The organism is Psychrobacter sp. NPDC078501 (assembly GCF_044900935.1).
In the GTDB taxonomy this organism is placed as follows: domain Bacteria; phylum Pseudomonadota; class Gammaproteobacteria; order Pseudomonadales; family Moraxellaceae; genus Psychrobacter.
Genome location: NZ_JBJDOS010000003.1, coordinates 540,566 through 554,914 on the forward strand (window position 1 = coordinate 540,566; position 14,349 = coordinate 554,914).

The window sequence follows — 14,349 nt, forward strand, 5'->3', positions numbered from 1 at the left end:
AGCATTTGCTCATCATATAACAGTAAATAGTATCTACACCAGCAATAAAAAACGACATTTGCGCGTTGATAAATAATACTTTATTATCAATGACACTCTGTATTAGGAAGATACTGATGTCGTTTGCCCAAGTCTATACCCGTTCGGTGGTTGGTCTGCATGCTCCCAAGGTCATTATTGAGGTGCATCTATCGCAAGGACTGCCCGCATTGACCATCGTTGGTCTGCCTGAAGCCGCCGTGCGTGAGAGTAAAGATAGGGTACGCTCTGCCATTCTCAATTCAGGTTTCCAGTTTCCTAACCGCCGCCTCACGATCAATTTAGCCCCTGCTGATTTACCTAAAGATGGCGCGCGTTTAGACTTACCAATTGCTATCGGCATACTGGCAGCAAGCGGACAGCTTGAGCCAGAGGTGCTATCAGGATTTGAGTTTATTGGCGAGTTAGCGCTCAATGGTCAATTGCGACAAGTAACTGGCAGTTTGGCAGTCGCACGGGCGATTAAAGCTGAGAAATTAGCAATAGCGTTGTCTCAGGTAGCAGCGAGTGACCAAGGACAAAATAATTCAAATAACTCAAATAACTCGCCGCAGACAACTCCGCAACTGATCGTACCGATTGATAATGGTCATGAGGCCAGCCGCGTTGATGGTGTAACGATACTAGCTGCTCAGAGTCTAAAAGCAGTTTGTGACCATCTGCAGTCGCTCGTTGACCCAGGTGCAAGCTATGAGAATTTAGCAGTGGTGCAGCCTAGTCCTGCACAGCAGCATGTCGGCTATCAAGTGGATTTAGCTGATGTCAAAGGACAGCACCATGCTCGGCGCGCGTTAGAAATTGCCGCTGCGGGTGGTCATTCATTGTTATTTACAGGACCACCAGGTTCTGGCAAGACGCTTATGGCATCACGATTGCCAACGATATTGCCAGACTTGAGTGATGAGGACGCACTAGAGGTTGCCAGTACTTATTCGGTGGCAGACAGCGATTATGACTATGGGACGCGGCCGTTCAGACAAGTGCATCATACGATCTCGGCAGTAGCATTAGTCGGTGGTGGCTCACGTCCCAAACCAGGTGAGATTACGCTAGCTAATAAAGGCGTGTTGTTTTTAGATGAATTGCCGGAGTTTGATCGAAGCGTGCTGGAAGTATTGCGTCAACCATTAGAAGCCAAACAAATCACGATTAGCCGCGCTAATTCTCAAATGACCTTTCCAGCGAATTTTCAATTGGTCGCTGCGATGAATCCTTGCCCATGTGGTTATGATGGCGATACATCAGGACGTTGTCGCTGTCGACCTGAGCAAATCAAACGCTATCAAGATAAACTATCTGGGCCTCTCTTAGATCGTATTGATTTGCATATCACCGTGCCTGCGTTACCGATTGCCGATCTGCAAAATAGTCAAATAGGTGAAACTTCTAAGCAAGTACGGGCTCGTGTAGTGGTCGCGCATCAGCATCAAATGCAGCGCCAGCAAAAGGTTAATAATGAGCTTAGCCCTAGCGAAATCGATGAGTACATCCAGCTAGGCGACAATGAAAAGCAGTTATTGCAACTTGCTCAGCAGCGTCTAAATCTATCAGCGCGTGGCTACCACCGAGTATTACGGGTGGCTCGTACAATCGCTGATTTGGCTAACAGTACTGATATCAATAGCGCCCACGTATCTGAGGCGCTGAGCTATCGTAGTAAAGCGTAATCTATATTTGAGTAAGTTACATTATGATGATTTGATAGATTCTTTATAGACTAAAATCTATCTTTCATAATCCAAGCAACCAAGTCAGCAAAGTGGTCAAAGGCTTCGGTTGGGTTTAGCTCTCGAATATCTAGCCCGTAGTTATAACCATAAGACAGACCGAGCGTGTCCATATTGGCGTTCTGTCCAGCCAACATATCGTTTCTAGAGTCTCCAATCATCACGGCTTGATCAACACTAACATTAAGAGTCTCACAGACGTGTAGTAGGGGCGTTGGGTCTGGTTTTTTAACAGATAAGCTGTCGCCGCCCATCACTTCACTAAATAAGTTTTGCCAGCCAAACGACTCTAATATTTTTGGTACAAATCGAATGGGCTTGTTGGTGACTAAAGCAAGCGTATAGCCAGCTGCGTGCAACTTTTTGAGTCCGCTATCGACATCTGGATAGGCAACGGTTTTGCTACCACTGAGGTTTTGATAAGCCTCAAAAAATATTTGCTCTGCATGATCGGCTTCCTCGACCGTTAGCTCACCTTCTGCTACTTCCACTTTACCAACCAAAGCGCGCTCTACGAGCAGGCGTGAGCCATTTCCTATCCAGTTACGTATTGTCTCGATAGGATGGGTGTCTTTGCCCAATGTGGTTAGCATGGCGTTGGTTGCGTCGGCCAAATCGGGTACGCTATCAATAAGTGTTCCATCAAAATCAAAAATTAAAAGCTGCTTATTCATTGTTCCTCACTATTGGAAATCGTTATATTTATTATATTGAGCATACCTTAGCACAGTAGCGTTCTGAGGCCAGTCAATTTAGTTACCTGTTGTGCTGAATGTCTTGAGCACTAGCAACTATTCGACATCTTTATAGCGTTCACGATGCTCTTTCTTCATTCTTAAATAGTCTTCATTCTCACGGCATTCATCCCATTTAACTTTAAAGATCCGTGCAGATTCTGCTTTGACTGGGTCTTCCTCTTGTCGTGGCAATTCTTCGCGGCCATGGGCGCCGCTTTGACCTTTTTTATCATCAGGTACCGCGCCTTTATATTTTTTACCACCTTTATGATTGGCATAGCGACGAGCACGGGTATAGCCCATTTGAATAAATTTGCGCGCCATATCTGCACCTACGAAGTCATCGTCAGCCAAGTAATCTAAAAACATCTGATAGATAGCCTCACTACTCTCGTGGGCGATGTCAGGAGTCGCAAAGCGCCAATGGGGTAAAATCTCAGACTTATAAGGCTCTACCAGTAATACGCCTTGTTCACCGCGACCGACACGGTACAACTCAGGCTGATCGCGCAAATCCAAACTCTTATAATCCAAGTCGTAATCAAACTCTCTCATATCTATGACCTATTATTTTTATCTACTCGTATATGGTTATTGAGTATACTTAGCCACGCTGTTTAGAAAAAAGCACAAAAATGTTATGCAACCGTGACAGTAGGTATTTAACATCAAGAGCGTTAAGTAGAAATGGTTATGGTAAAGTCAGCTGTGAGAGGTATGAAGGCTATGAGTATGATGAATACAATGCCACGAGAGATACTATGTTGAGAAATAAAATAAGTGTAAATGATCTGAGCCGTTTGCGATTACCCAAAAATGTAATGGTGGCATGGCTATTGCTAACGACAAGCGTACTAGCCAATACGACTGCCCATAGCGCGTGGTTTGAACGTTTGATTCCGCAAGGGGAGACTTATACGGTACGCGAGATAGATCGCGATTTGGCATTTGTGATAGATGGCTTTATCTATGATGCACGCACGTCTTGTTTTTTAGCAGTAGGCGACCGAGTGATATTTTTTGAGGGGCGTCACGGTATTGATTACCGCGCAACTATATACGACTTGGATTCGCGTGAGCGCTGTAATTTACTACTACGTGGTCGGTTGTACGAATAGTGGTCGGCTCTACGAATAAAAGCAAAACATGAATAGAATGAACGCTAAAGAATACGGTAAAATTTAAACATAAAAAAAGCCCCGAACATCGCTGTTCAGGGCTTTTTAGAATTCTATTAACGAATGGTGGCTCGAGGCAGGATCGAACTGCCGACACACGGATTTTCAATCCGTTGCTCTACCTACTGAGCTATCGAGCCGTCTTCGTTGAGGTCGCTATTAAACTAAATATACGCGCTTCTGTCAAGCTGTTTTTGCATTATATCTGATAAAAGATGATAAATAATTAGATATTGGCAAAATTAACCATTTTAGCGCTCAGTTTAGTCTTTTACACGCAACAGTTCGTACTCACTCATGATACGGTGAATATCAGCGTCAGCAGGGACAAATTCACGTACGCCTTTTCTAACTTCGCAATCATAGACCAGTTTAATAAACTTGGCATCGATAGCACGTTTACGGTTTTCTGGATGTACAGTGAGATATTGCAGGCGTTTAGCGTTGGTCTGCCCGTCATCAAAGCAGGCGACCGCAGCGATAGGCTTATCATTGAACATCCCGACATAGAGGTACTGTCCACGTTTAAACCCTTGCTCAACGATATTTAATACCTCGAGACCGTCAGGCTGTGCATCATCACTATCGTACAACGCCTGCAAGCGCTCTGCTAGCTCATTGTCGCGGGCAGGTTTTTTGATAAGTGGCGCATCCAAACTATTAATGGCGATCGCTTCTAAAGGCATAGCAGTTCCTATAAATAGAGGGTTTCTATAGTATAAATTAGCAGTATGAGACAGCACAATGTCATAGCGTGCAGTGCCATAAGTAAGGGTCTTCAAAGTCAGCGCGAGTCATGATTGATAATACTGAACACACTATTTTAGCAGAATGAGGTGATTTTGTGCGTGGTTTACCGCTTGGTCGTGGCAGTAAATGTTAGGGTTTGCTATGATGAGGCTATATAATATTTAGTATGTATAAACCCTAATATGTTGATATCTTTTGTATATATCATTTTCTAATACATTTTTTGCTGAGGTCTGACCCAGACACTAGTAAAATATTTTGGGCAGGTTTTTGCCTTATTTATTGACCGCTTTTCACTGATAAAAACTGATAGAGAGTAGCCATGACAGCCAATGCAACGACGACTGCTGCCACACCTGAGCAAACTGAGTCAAAAAACGTAAATCTATATGGTCGCCCTGAACGTATCGCGACCGTTGAGCGTATCACTGCCGAAACGCAAATCACATGTACCGTTAATTTAGATGGTACGGGTAAAGGTACGGTAGACACTGGCGTACCATTTTTGGATCATATGATTGATCAAATTAAGCGTCACGGTTTGTTTGACCTAGACATCAAATGTACCGGTGATACGTTTATTGATGACCATCATAGCGTCGAAGACACTGGCATTACGCTTGGCCAAGCATTTAACAAAGCATTGGGTGACAAAAAAGGCATTCGTCGTTATGGGCATTTTTATGCGCCGTTAGATGAGTCATTGACCCGTGCTGTCGTCGATCTGTCAGGGCGTCCTGGTTTGCATATGGATATCCCATTTACACGCTCGCACGTCGGCCGTTTCGATGTTGACCTATTCAGTGAGTTCTTTTACGGGTTCGTCAATCACTCATGGATGACCGTACATTTAGATAATCTCAAAGGCAAAAACAGCCATCATCAGATCGAATCCACCTTTAAAGCCTTTGCTCGTGCATTACGTATGGCTTGTGAGTACGATGAGCGTGCGTTGAACACCTTGCCATCGACCAAAGAGGCGTTTTAATGGCTAAAGTGACGAAAGTAGCACTATTAGATTATGGTATGGGCAACCTGCACTCTGCTAGCAAAGCCTTATCGGTAGTCGGGGCAGAAGTCTCTATCACCAATGATCCAAAAGTCGTCGCGGCGGCTGATAAAATCGTTTTCCCTGGTGTGGGTGCGATGCGCGACTGTATCGCTGGTATGTGTGATGCAGGCATTGATGACGTCATACGCCATGCAGTGTTTAACAAGCCCGTTATGGCCATCTGTGTGGGCATGCAGGCGTTGTTTGAGCAGTCAGCTGAAAATGGTGGCACGGACTGTTTGGGCATCTTAGACGGCACTGTAGAAGCGTTTGACCCTACGTGGAAAGACAAGCAAGGCGCGACTATCAAAGTACCGCATATGGGCTGGAATACCATTAGCGGTATGGATTTTGACCATCCGCTCTGGCACGGTATCGAAGACAATGCGCATTTTTACTTTGTGCATAGTTATTACTGTGAACCTGCCGATAGCTCACAAGTGGCGGCGGTATGTGACTATGGTCAACCGTTCTGCGCCAGTGTGATCCAAGACAATCTATTTGCCACCCAGTTCCATCCAGAAAAGAGCCATACTGCTGGCTTGCAACTGCTCAAGAACTTTGTAGAGTGGAATGTGTAAGTAGTTGATAAACGTGAAGTGAATATTTAATTTAGTAGAAGGTAGATTATCAATTGTATAATCTGCCTTTTTTATGCTCAGCCATCACTTTGTAGCTACTATTCTGTAGCTATGATAGTTTAGCCATTATGGTTTAGTGATACGCTCAGTTATTTTCTACTCGCTTATACTTGGAATATCTCAGTGGATTTTACTGCCTTTAAAATGAATGTTGTGGAAACAACTGGCCTTGCCAAAGATGCCTTACATATCTATGTCGGTGTCGGTGTTTATCTGCTGTGTCTGGTTGCGCTGCGTCCTATTATAAAAAGCCAAGGTATTCGGTCATTTATCGCTTTGATCGTCGTGACTTGTATTGCGCTGTTGGGTGAGTATTTAGACAATCGAGATACGATTGAATCGCTTGGCTTGGCAGGCTTGAGCCGTGATCAGATACTCGCGAGTATCCGTGATTTGATTAATACTTGTATGCTGCCGTATGTGCTCTTTGCGCTGAATAAGTGGACGACTATATTTCGACCAACCAATAAATCGACTTCACTGACCAAACGCCATAAAAAAACGGACTATTAAAGTCCGTTTTTTCGTTTTGCTATTTGAATTTATGATTCTAGTAGCTCATCTTATTTTTTGGCTTCATCATACAGCTCACGTACGACTTCACCAATGGCTTTGATACCATCAGTCAGTGTCTGCTCATCCGCCGCGATACTCATACGAATACACTCGTGCGCATGCTGATAATCGCTAACATCGACACCAGGGAAGAAGTACTCACTTGGTACAATAAGCGTGCCTTTTTCTTTTAGACGCTCGTATAGCTCAAGGGTACTAATTGGCAAGTCTTTAAACCATAACCATAAGAATATTGCGCCCTCAGGCTTATGAATGACTAAAGGATAATCACCTAAGGCTTCTTTTAATAGCTTCACCGCGAGGGTCGCCTGCTTTTGATAAAACGGCTTGATATCGTTATCAGATAATTGCTTAATACGATCGTTTTCGACCAATGGCGTGGCAATCGCTGCACCAAAGCGTGTCGGTGCTAGATTGACCACTGCATTCATCGCGCTGACCGCTTCGATTACTTTGGCATCGGCCACGATAATACCTGTACGCATACCAGGCAAACCAATTTTCGACAGACTAAAGCACAGAATCGTATTGTTATCCCAATTCAGATGCGCGTCAGAGTAGATGATATTGGGGAAAGGCATACCGTAGGCGTTATCGATAATCAGCGGTATGTCATAGCGTTTGGCAATCTCAGCCAAATGCGCCATTTCATCATCGGTTAGCACGTTGCCAGTCGGGTTGGTCGGACGTGAGCAGCAAATCGCGCCGATACGGCCTTCTTTTAGCGCTGGCAAGTTCTCTAATGCCTCAAAATCCACACGATATTTAAAGAAGCCTTCCTCACCATCATGCGTCACTTCATCGATATGTGGTAATACGGCGGTGAAATGCTGACCTTCCACATGCACATCGCTATAGCCAATATACTCAGGGGTCAATGGCAGTAGAATAGACTTGTCGACAGATTCGTTCTTTTCATCTTGACTGTTTTCATCAACGAAAGCACCGCCAAACAGATTAAACAGATAGAAAAACGCGTTCTGTGAGCCATTGGTCAAGGCGATATTTTCTGACGTCAGATTCCAATCATAATGACGGTTAAAGAAGCCAACCAAGGCGTCGATAAAACCTGCATCCCCTTGCGGATTAGAGTAGTTCGCCATGCTAATAATCGCGCTACTATTGGGTACGCCAGCGTCGTTATCAACGCCCAGCGCCTTATAGGTCTCCAAAAAAAGCTCATTAACGGCATCAATTTTGGCAGGGTTACCACCGCCCAGCATGTTGACTGGCTGATCGCTTTTTAGCGCATCGCCCAAATCGTCCATCAATTGTGAGATGCCAGTGGGCTGGGTAAATTTTTGACCGAACTTTGAGAATTTCATAAGGCTACCATGCTGTTTGGGAGAGTGTTATAAGTTGGGCTAGTATAGCAAATGGTGTGTCAATTATATAAGTAATCAGGTAGCTCGATAGATATAGGTGTTTGAGTACTGAACCATTTATGGCAACCTATAAAATGCTTTATCAGGTAACGTGGTATTGTTAATTTCAGCCTTATGAAAAGTCGGTTAATTCAGCTGTATTTAAATTACATCAGTAAGGCAGTAATAAAAGCGACGCAAAGTTAGCATTCCAAGTTTTTCTACTGATGTAAATTAATCACACTGACTATAAGATATAAAAGTGCAAGTATGCAAAGCAGAAGGCAACACTACGGCAGCTGTGGTTTGAGTAGATTTGTTTTAAATAATGAAAGGAATGACAATGAATAGCATGCACAACTTACTTGATGAAGTTAACCTCAAAACTAAACCAATCAAATCGTCAGGAACAAAGTATGCTATACCAAATGTAGTTTTTGAAAAATTGAAACTCAACACGCAATTCAAACTGTATCACCTTGAAGATGACTTCAACGTACCTTGTTGCTGTGCTTTCTTTTTAGTTGATAATGAGTGGGAAAAATATAATCTCAGAGCATTAAAAGAACAGACAGGTGCAGATTTATTAATTGGCATACAAACCAGTGATAAGTTTATGGCAACTAATAATGTTATAGACGGTACGATTTGTTGTAATGTTGAGCAAGTTGATAGGATTGTGCATCAGTTCCAAGCTATGTTAAGTGTACATGGTAGCTATACTGCTATGGAATTAAATGACGTAATCAATCTGTTTAATCAATGCCCATATACTCAATATGCTGAATCGAGACTATATCTATCAGATGACCTTACCAAGCAAAATAAACAAGAAATAGATGAATTTATAGATAAACTACCGATAAGGAATGTTAAAAATTTATTGCTATACACTCATTCAATTAAATCTACAAGTCTAGAACAGTTTAGTGAAATCGTAGAAATGGTTGATTGGAAAGTTGATGATTCTGATATGTTCTTATACGGAAGGGCGCTGACGAACACATTAAACTATGCTTATATCAGCGTCATATATCCTATACAACCAGCACAAAATTAATGAATGATTACTCGCTCCAATGTAATTACAGACTTGGCAATAAGTTAATCAATTTTTCTCTTGCGTGCTTTTTCTCACTATGAAGTGAGCTAGGGTGATGTATGCGGTAACATTGTGCTTTATACTCAGGTAATTTGAAAGCCCATAAATCCTTTGAGGGATAGCCCTCAATAGCTGTACATTCTCTCAACTCTGAATTTGGGAAGTATCTACGTCTTGCATTAATGCCCTGATTACCTGTAGCGAATATGACTATATCAGGATTTAGCACCTCAATTTGAGCGACAATAATTTTTTTAGAAATAGTTTCTATCTCTTTTATCGTTTCCTTATCTTTTATTTGGTTAATATGCCCACCCTTATAGTCAAAGGCATAGATATTAGCCCATAAGATACCGTTTTTACCGCTCTTGTTTGCAATATCACGCACAAAATTAAAGAATGATTTTCCTTGAGTATTTTTTTTCTCCTCTTCTAATTGATTTCTTATAAAACTTTTACTTTTAGCCATTAACCGCTTGATTCCATCTTCATTGTATTGGAGGTCATTCCAACTTTCTAACCAATCTCTAGTTTCTCTACCAACAATCAGTATTTTATTGGGTGCTTGTTCGTATTCATCGGGTACACTTCCCCAAAGTAGTTTTGCTAAGCCTTCATAAGATAAAGATTTATCCAAAAAATCCTTATGCTCTTCGGAAATATTCATATAACGCTCAAACAGTTTTTTTTGTAACATTTTCTTGTCCTAATTAAGGTTATGTTTATTGAAAAGCCCCCTATAAAGGGGTTTTTTCGTATCAAGCTAAAATACAGTACGCCTAAATCATCGCCCGTACTCGTGCCATAATCCCGCGTCCAATCACCAGTCTCACATAAATAACAGCAATGGCAAACAGCAACACGACTAACGCCGCACCACCAATAGCCAAGCTTGTCCACGGCACACTAAACTGTAGATTAAACCATTGCGTGATTGCCGCCCATGCGCCAACGCTAGCGATGACAACGGCAAAGGTCGCCGCGCTAATACCAAGTACACCCAATTCTAGGATATTGAGCATATACAAGTCACGCTTTTGCATACCGAGCAGTCTAAATGACGCGCTGTCTTTCATGCGGTCTTGCGAAGTAGACAACAGCGAGCTGATCAGCACCATGACGCCAGTGAGCAGGGCAAGCAAGGTGAATACATAGACCAAGCGGCTCATTTGTACCACCAGCTCTTGAATTTGTTTCGCAATAGCCGTACCATCGATCGTAGTGACAGCAGGGAACTCGCGTACCAGTTTGCCTTGTAGTTCTGGAATCGCATCTTCTGACACGTGGGCAGTAGCAAACTGAATCTGCGGGGCAGCAGACAGCACCGACGGCTCAAATAAGAAATAGAAATATGGGCTTGGGCCACGCTCATAGCGCGTGCGAATACTGGTAATTTGCCCGATGATTTCGATACCTTGAATGTTAAAACGCACCTGATCACCCATACCAACATTAAGCATACTGGCGGCAGTGTCCAAGATGGACAAAGGTTTGATTTGTTCATTTGTCGCATCGATAGTCGTATATAGCGCGTCGTCTGTGAGCGATTCAGTGATGTATTCGGTATCCATGACCGTATCTGCATAGCTTAAATTAAACACTCGCGTAGGATCATCAAACCCATCAGCAGGCTCGATATCTTTTGCCGCCACATCATTAGCCGTCTCCACACGCGCACGAATGACGGGATAATAAGTGACGGGCGCCTCAATGATGGTATCAATATCGTCATGTTGATCGCTCTGCACATCGAGCAAAAACAGATTGGGCGCGTCTTCAGGATAGGCGTTGATAAACTGTGCATTGATACTGTGATTGAGTGTGGTGATAAGCGTTAGCACCGCCACCGATAGTGATAAGGTGACAAAGAATAACGCTGATTGGTTGCCTTTACGCGCGAGGTTATGAATGGCGATACGCTGCATCCAACTAACTTTGGTATTGCTTGCCAACTTATTAAGCAGCCACAGCCACCCACGCGCCAGCAGCCAAAAAATCGCCACAAAGCCAATCAAGCCGCCCAATAGCTGTGCGCCTAATGACAGTGAGCCCACTTCATAAGCAAAGAAAGCATACAGTCCTGCCAGCACAAAGCCATACCATAGTAGCGGCACGCGTCGATACCAAGGCAAGTTTTGCGTTTGCGTACTTGCTCCTTGATTGAGTAGGGTGGCGGGTTTGGTCGTGTTAAGTGCGCTTAGACCACGCTGCGCAATCAGTAGCGTCAGGGCTAAAGCAATCACAATGGTTTTAATAGCACTGGTTGGATTGATGGCTAGACCAACATCAGCAGGCAAGATAGCCACCAGATACGGCTGACCGATTTTAAGCAAGCCCAGACTAAGGGCAACCGCTGCGATACAAGCAATGACAGTCGTTACGATAAGCAGCTGATAGTAGCTACGTTTGAGTGAGCCAAGCGGTTCGCCGAGCGCCAATCGAATGGCGTTATTGGACTGCTGCTTGCTAACAAACGCACTAATGACGCCGTACATGGCGACCGCAGATAGTAGTAACACCGCGATGACTAGCAGTTTTAAAAACATCAGCACATTGTCAGAGATACGCGATACCGAGGTGTCTGCGGACTCAGCGTCAGATAGTTCGATATCAGGATAATTGGTCAGGATATCTGCGAGCTGTTCACGCTGCGTGGTTATTAGCTCTGGGTCGCCTGCCATCTCGATACGATAGTTTATTCGGCTACGTTGACCGAGTAGATTGGTTGCCTCTAAGGCATCTTGTTTCATCAACACACGCCCACCAAAACCAAAGGTGGTCAGCGGACGGTCAGGCTCTTTGGTCAGTACATCACTGATCGTGAACTGCGCATCGCCAATGGTGATACGGTCGCCGACATCGGCTTGTAGACTACTGAGCACTTCTGGCGCGACGATCACACTGTCAGATGTTAGCTGATCCCACAGCGGCTGTCCTGAAGCAAGCTCCGCTGTGCCGTATAAGGGGTAGGACGGCGAGACGGATTTGACGCTGGCAAGCAAGGTTTGCTCATCATTGACCAGCATGGCGCTAAACTGATAGTCATACACGGTCTGTGTATCAGGGATAGTTTCTACCTGTGACAATACTTCGCTTGGCCAGTCTTGCTTACTGTTTAGGATTAGATCCCCACCAACGAGCGCGCGCTGATTGTCATTGATGTAGCTATCGACAGACTGCTGCACCGAGTCGAGGGTCAGGTAGGTTGCAAGCGACAAGGTCAAGGTCAGTAGAAACAACACGGGATATACCCAGCGCTGCCACCAGCTACGGCTGAGTGCTTGTGAGCCTAGGGTTTGAAAACCTAGGGTACGGGTAAATAGTTGACTAAGGATGCCGCTAGGATAGCTGGACTCTTGATGCATACTGGTATCAGTCTTTTTTGTATCAGGCGATTTGTTGTCTGTGGGCTTACTATTCATTAAGATACAATCCAGTTATTCATGTAGGTACAATGCGGCCGTCATGCATGGTGATGACGCGATCTGCCATCTCGGCAAGTGCAGGGTCATGAGTCACGACCACCAGTGCCGAGCCAACCTGTTGGCGTAGATCTAATAGCAGCTGCATAACTTGATCGGCATTTTGCTCATCTAGGTTACCCGTTGGCTCATCTGCAAACACAATCTTTGGATGCGATACTAGCGCACGTGCCACCGCTGTACGCTGCTGCTCACCACCTGACAACTGATTGGGTAAGCTGTTACGTCTATGCCCTAAGTCGACCGCATCTATCAGCTCGTCTACGCGTGCTGGGTTTGGACGTCTGGCAATATCAAGTGGAAAGGCGATATTTTCAGCGACGGTCAGTGTAGGCAATAGATGAAACGACTGAAAGACAAAGCCCATATCCTGTTGACGAATAACGGCTAGCGCATCCTCGTCCAGACTACTGAGCATCTGACCTGCCAGCGACACGGTACCGCTATCGGGATAGTCTAATGCTGCGAGTAACCCTAACAAAGTAGATTTACCCGATCCTGATTTGCCCATAATGACCACAAACTCGCCAGCGTTGACATAAATATCCACGTCTTTAATGATGGACAGTTTTTGCTCACCGACTTGCACGGTTTTATTTAATTGTGAAGCGGTCAGTAGAGCTTGTGTCTTAGCGTCTGCTTGTGTCGTTGCTGTGGCAGTCGAAGGTGATAATGTCATTACAGTATCTCGTTTAATGGTCTCGTTAAGTAGTCTCGTTTGTCTTATTTTTTGTCGTATTGTCTTGAGCCGTTGCAGCTGTGTTATCGGTATCGGCTGTTTTTAACTCTTTCAGCTCTTCTAGTTCATTTAATTTCGGCTCTAGAATAGGCAAAATATTGTTGTTAACGATAATCTCGTAGCCTTCTTTAGTCGGATGAATCGCATCTGCTTGGTTAAGCTCTCGGTCACCGCCGACGCCCTCTAAGAAAAACGGAATAAGCGTCAGGTTCATGTCTTTCGCAATACGAGGATAAATGTCTGAAAATGCCGCCACGTATTCACTGCCTAGATTGTCATAGATCGACATACCGCCTAAGATGACGACACTGCCATTGTCTTGCAGATGCTTAACCGCAGTACGGATGTTAGCTTCAATGGTCGCCACATCGATACCGCGTATCGCATCGTTAGCACCGATGGTCAATATGGTGATATCAGGTTTGGTTTGCGATACCCAGTCCAGTCGATTGACCAATCCTGTACTGGTTTCACCGCTCAAGCCTGAGTTGATGACTTTGGCATTATCGTAACCCATCGCTTGCAGGCGATCTTCTAACTGCGCAGGATAGTTGTCATCTTTGTCCACTCCCAGACCTTCTGTCAGTGAGTCACCAAGCGCTAGAATAGTAAGTGATGAGGATTTGACCTGTTGATCAGTTGTTGCTGAGGTTTCAGTGGCTACTGGAGCAGTGCTGGCTTGACTGTTAGTCGCTTCAGTACTGGTACTCTGCGTATCATCAGCAGATGTGTTTTCGGCTTCTTTTTGACAGCCACTGATAGCCATTACAGCTGCAAGCATGGCAATAGCAGACAAGCGCTGAGCAAAACGAGAGGGGAGTTTCATCATGGGTGTTGTGTCCTATATGCAATCAAACCAGTGTATAGTCAAATCCTATCTAAACCAGATACAGTATTAGTCGGATAAATCGTCAGGCTCGCTCAGTCTACTATTGGTAGTACTTTCACTCGCCTTCCTTTTAT

Annotated in this window: 14 protein-coding genes and 1 tRNA gene; 6 read left to right on the forward strand and 9 right to left on the reverse strand. The window is 44.3% G+C overall.

Annotated elements, in window-relative coordinates; genetic code table 11:
• Positions 1-116 precede the first annotated feature (116 nt).
• Positions 117-1,706, forward strand: coding sequence for a YifB family Mg chelatase-like AAA ATPase (locus ACI2IW_RS08050; RefSeq protein ID WP_404693298.1), 1,590 nt, complete (start codon positions 117-119; stop codon positions 1,704-1,706).
• Between the two features lie 50 nt (positions 1,707-1,756).
• Here ACI2IW_RS08050 and ACI2IW_RS08055 read toward each other — a convergent pair whose 3' ends face one another.
• Positions 1,757-2,440 (reverse strand): phosphoglycolate phosphatase, encoded by a 684-nt coding sequence (locus ACI2IW_RS08055; RefSeq protein WP_404693299.1) that lies wholly within the window; start codon positions 2,438-2,440, stop codon positions 1,757-1,759.
• A 117-nt stretch (positions 2,441-2,557) separates the two neighbouring features.
• Complete coding sequence (locus ACI2IW_RS08060) at positions 2,558-3,058, reverse strand: DUF4385 domain-containing protein (RefSeq protein ID WP_404693300.1); 501 nt, start codon at positions 3,056-3,058, stop codon at positions 2,558-2,560.
• 206 nt (positions 3,059-3,264) lie between these two features.
• On the opposite strand from ACI2IW_RS08060, the gene ACI2IW_RS08065 reads away from it, so the two are divergent.
• On the forward strand, positions 3,265-3,621 hold the full coding sequence (locus ACI2IW_RS08065) for a hypothetical protein (RefSeq protein ID WP_404693301.1): 357 nt from the start codon (positions 3,265-3,267) through the stop codon (positions 3,619-3,621).
• 124 nt (positions 3,622-3,745) lie between these two features.
• Here the strand turns inward: ACI2IW_RS08065 and ACI2IW_RS08070 are convergent.
• Together ACI2IW_RS08070 and ACI2IW_RS08075 are read right to left on the reverse strand one after the other, a co-directional pair.
• A tRNA-Phe gene (locus ACI2IW_RS08070) sits at positions 3,746-3,821 on the reverse strand.
• Positions 3,822-3,944: 123 nt separating this feature from the next.
• Positions 3,945-4,367 (reverse strand): hypothetical protein, encoded by a 423-nt coding sequence (locus ACI2IW_RS08075; RefSeq protein WP_102091078.1) that lies wholly within the window; start codon positions 4,365-4,367, stop codon positions 3,945-3,947.
• Positions 4,368-4,753: 386 nt separating this feature from the next.
• Here ACI2IW_RS08075 and hisB point away from each other — a divergent pair, with 386 nt between their 5' ends.
• The 3 genes from hisB to ACI2IW_RS08090 all read left to right on the forward strand — a co-directional run bounded on the left by hisB (position 4,754) and on the right by ACI2IW_RS08090 (position 6,636).
• Complete coding sequence (gene hisB / locus ACI2IW_RS08080; protein WP_220455963.1) at positions 4,754-5,419, forward strand: imidazoleglycerol-phosphate dehydratase HisB; 666 nt, start codon at positions 4,754-4,756, stop codon at positions 5,417-5,419.
• 8 nt (positions 5,420-5,427) lie between these two features.
• On the forward strand, positions 5,428-6,063 hold the full coding sequence (gene hisH, locus ACI2IW_RS08085; protein WP_404693331.1) for an imidazole glycerol phosphate synthase subunit HisH: 636 nt from the start codon (positions 5,428-5,430) through the stop codon (positions 6,061-6,063).
• A 204-nt stretch (positions 6,064-6,267) separates the two neighbouring features.
• Entirely contained in the window at positions 6,268-6,636 is a 369-nt protein-coding gene (locus ACI2IW_RS08090; RefSeq protein ID WP_224738026.1) for a hypothetical protein, read from the forward strand.
• A gap of 50 nt (positions 6,637-6,686) precedes the next feature.
• On the opposite strand, the gene ACI2IW_RS08095 is transcribed toward ACI2IW_RS08090, so the two are convergent.
• Positions 6,687-8,024 (reverse strand): valine--pyruvate transaminase, encoded by a 1,338-nt coding sequence (locus ACI2IW_RS08095; RefSeq protein ID WP_404693302.1) that lies wholly within the window; start codon positions 8,022-8,024, stop codon positions 6,687-6,689.
• Between the two features lie 382 nt (positions 8,025-8,406).
• Here ACI2IW_RS08095 and ACI2IW_RS08100 point away from each other — a divergent pair, with 382 nt between their 5' ends.
• Entirely contained in the window at positions 8,407-9,123 is a 717-nt protein-coding gene (locus ACI2IW_RS08100; protein ID WP_404693303.1) for a hypothetical protein, read from the forward strand.
• A gap of 25 nt (positions 9,124-9,148) precedes the next feature.
• Here ACI2IW_RS08100 and ACI2IW_RS08105 read toward each other — a convergent pair whose 3' ends face one another.
• From ACI2IW_RS08105 to ACI2IW_RS08120, 4 genes are all read right to left on the reverse strand, one after another.
• Complete coding sequence (locus ACI2IW_RS08105; RefSeq protein WP_404693304.1) at positions 9,149-9,862, reverse strand: hypothetical protein; 714 nt, start codon at positions 9,860-9,862, stop codon at positions 9,149-9,151.
• An 82-nt stretch (positions 9,863-9,944) separates the two neighbouring features.
• Complete coding sequence (locus ACI2IW_RS08110) at positions 9,945-12,587, reverse strand: ABC transporter permease (RefSeq protein WP_404693305.1); 2,643 nt, start codon at positions 12,585-12,587, stop codon at positions 9,945-9,947.
• 19 nt (positions 12,588-12,606) lie between these two features.
• Positions 12,607-13,326, reverse strand: a complete 720-nt coding sequence (locus ACI2IW_RS08115; RefSeq protein WP_404693306.1) for an ABC transporter ATP-binding protein — start codon at positions 13,324-13,326, stop codon at positions 12,607-12,609.
• A 25-nt stretch (positions 13,327-13,351) separates the two neighbouring features.
• Complete coding sequence (locus tag ACI2IW_RS08120; protein ID WP_404693307.1) at positions 13,352-14,215, reverse strand: arylesterase; 864 nt, start codon at positions 14,213-14,215, stop codon at positions 13,352-13,354.
• Positions 14,216-14,349 lie beyond the last annotated feature (134 nt).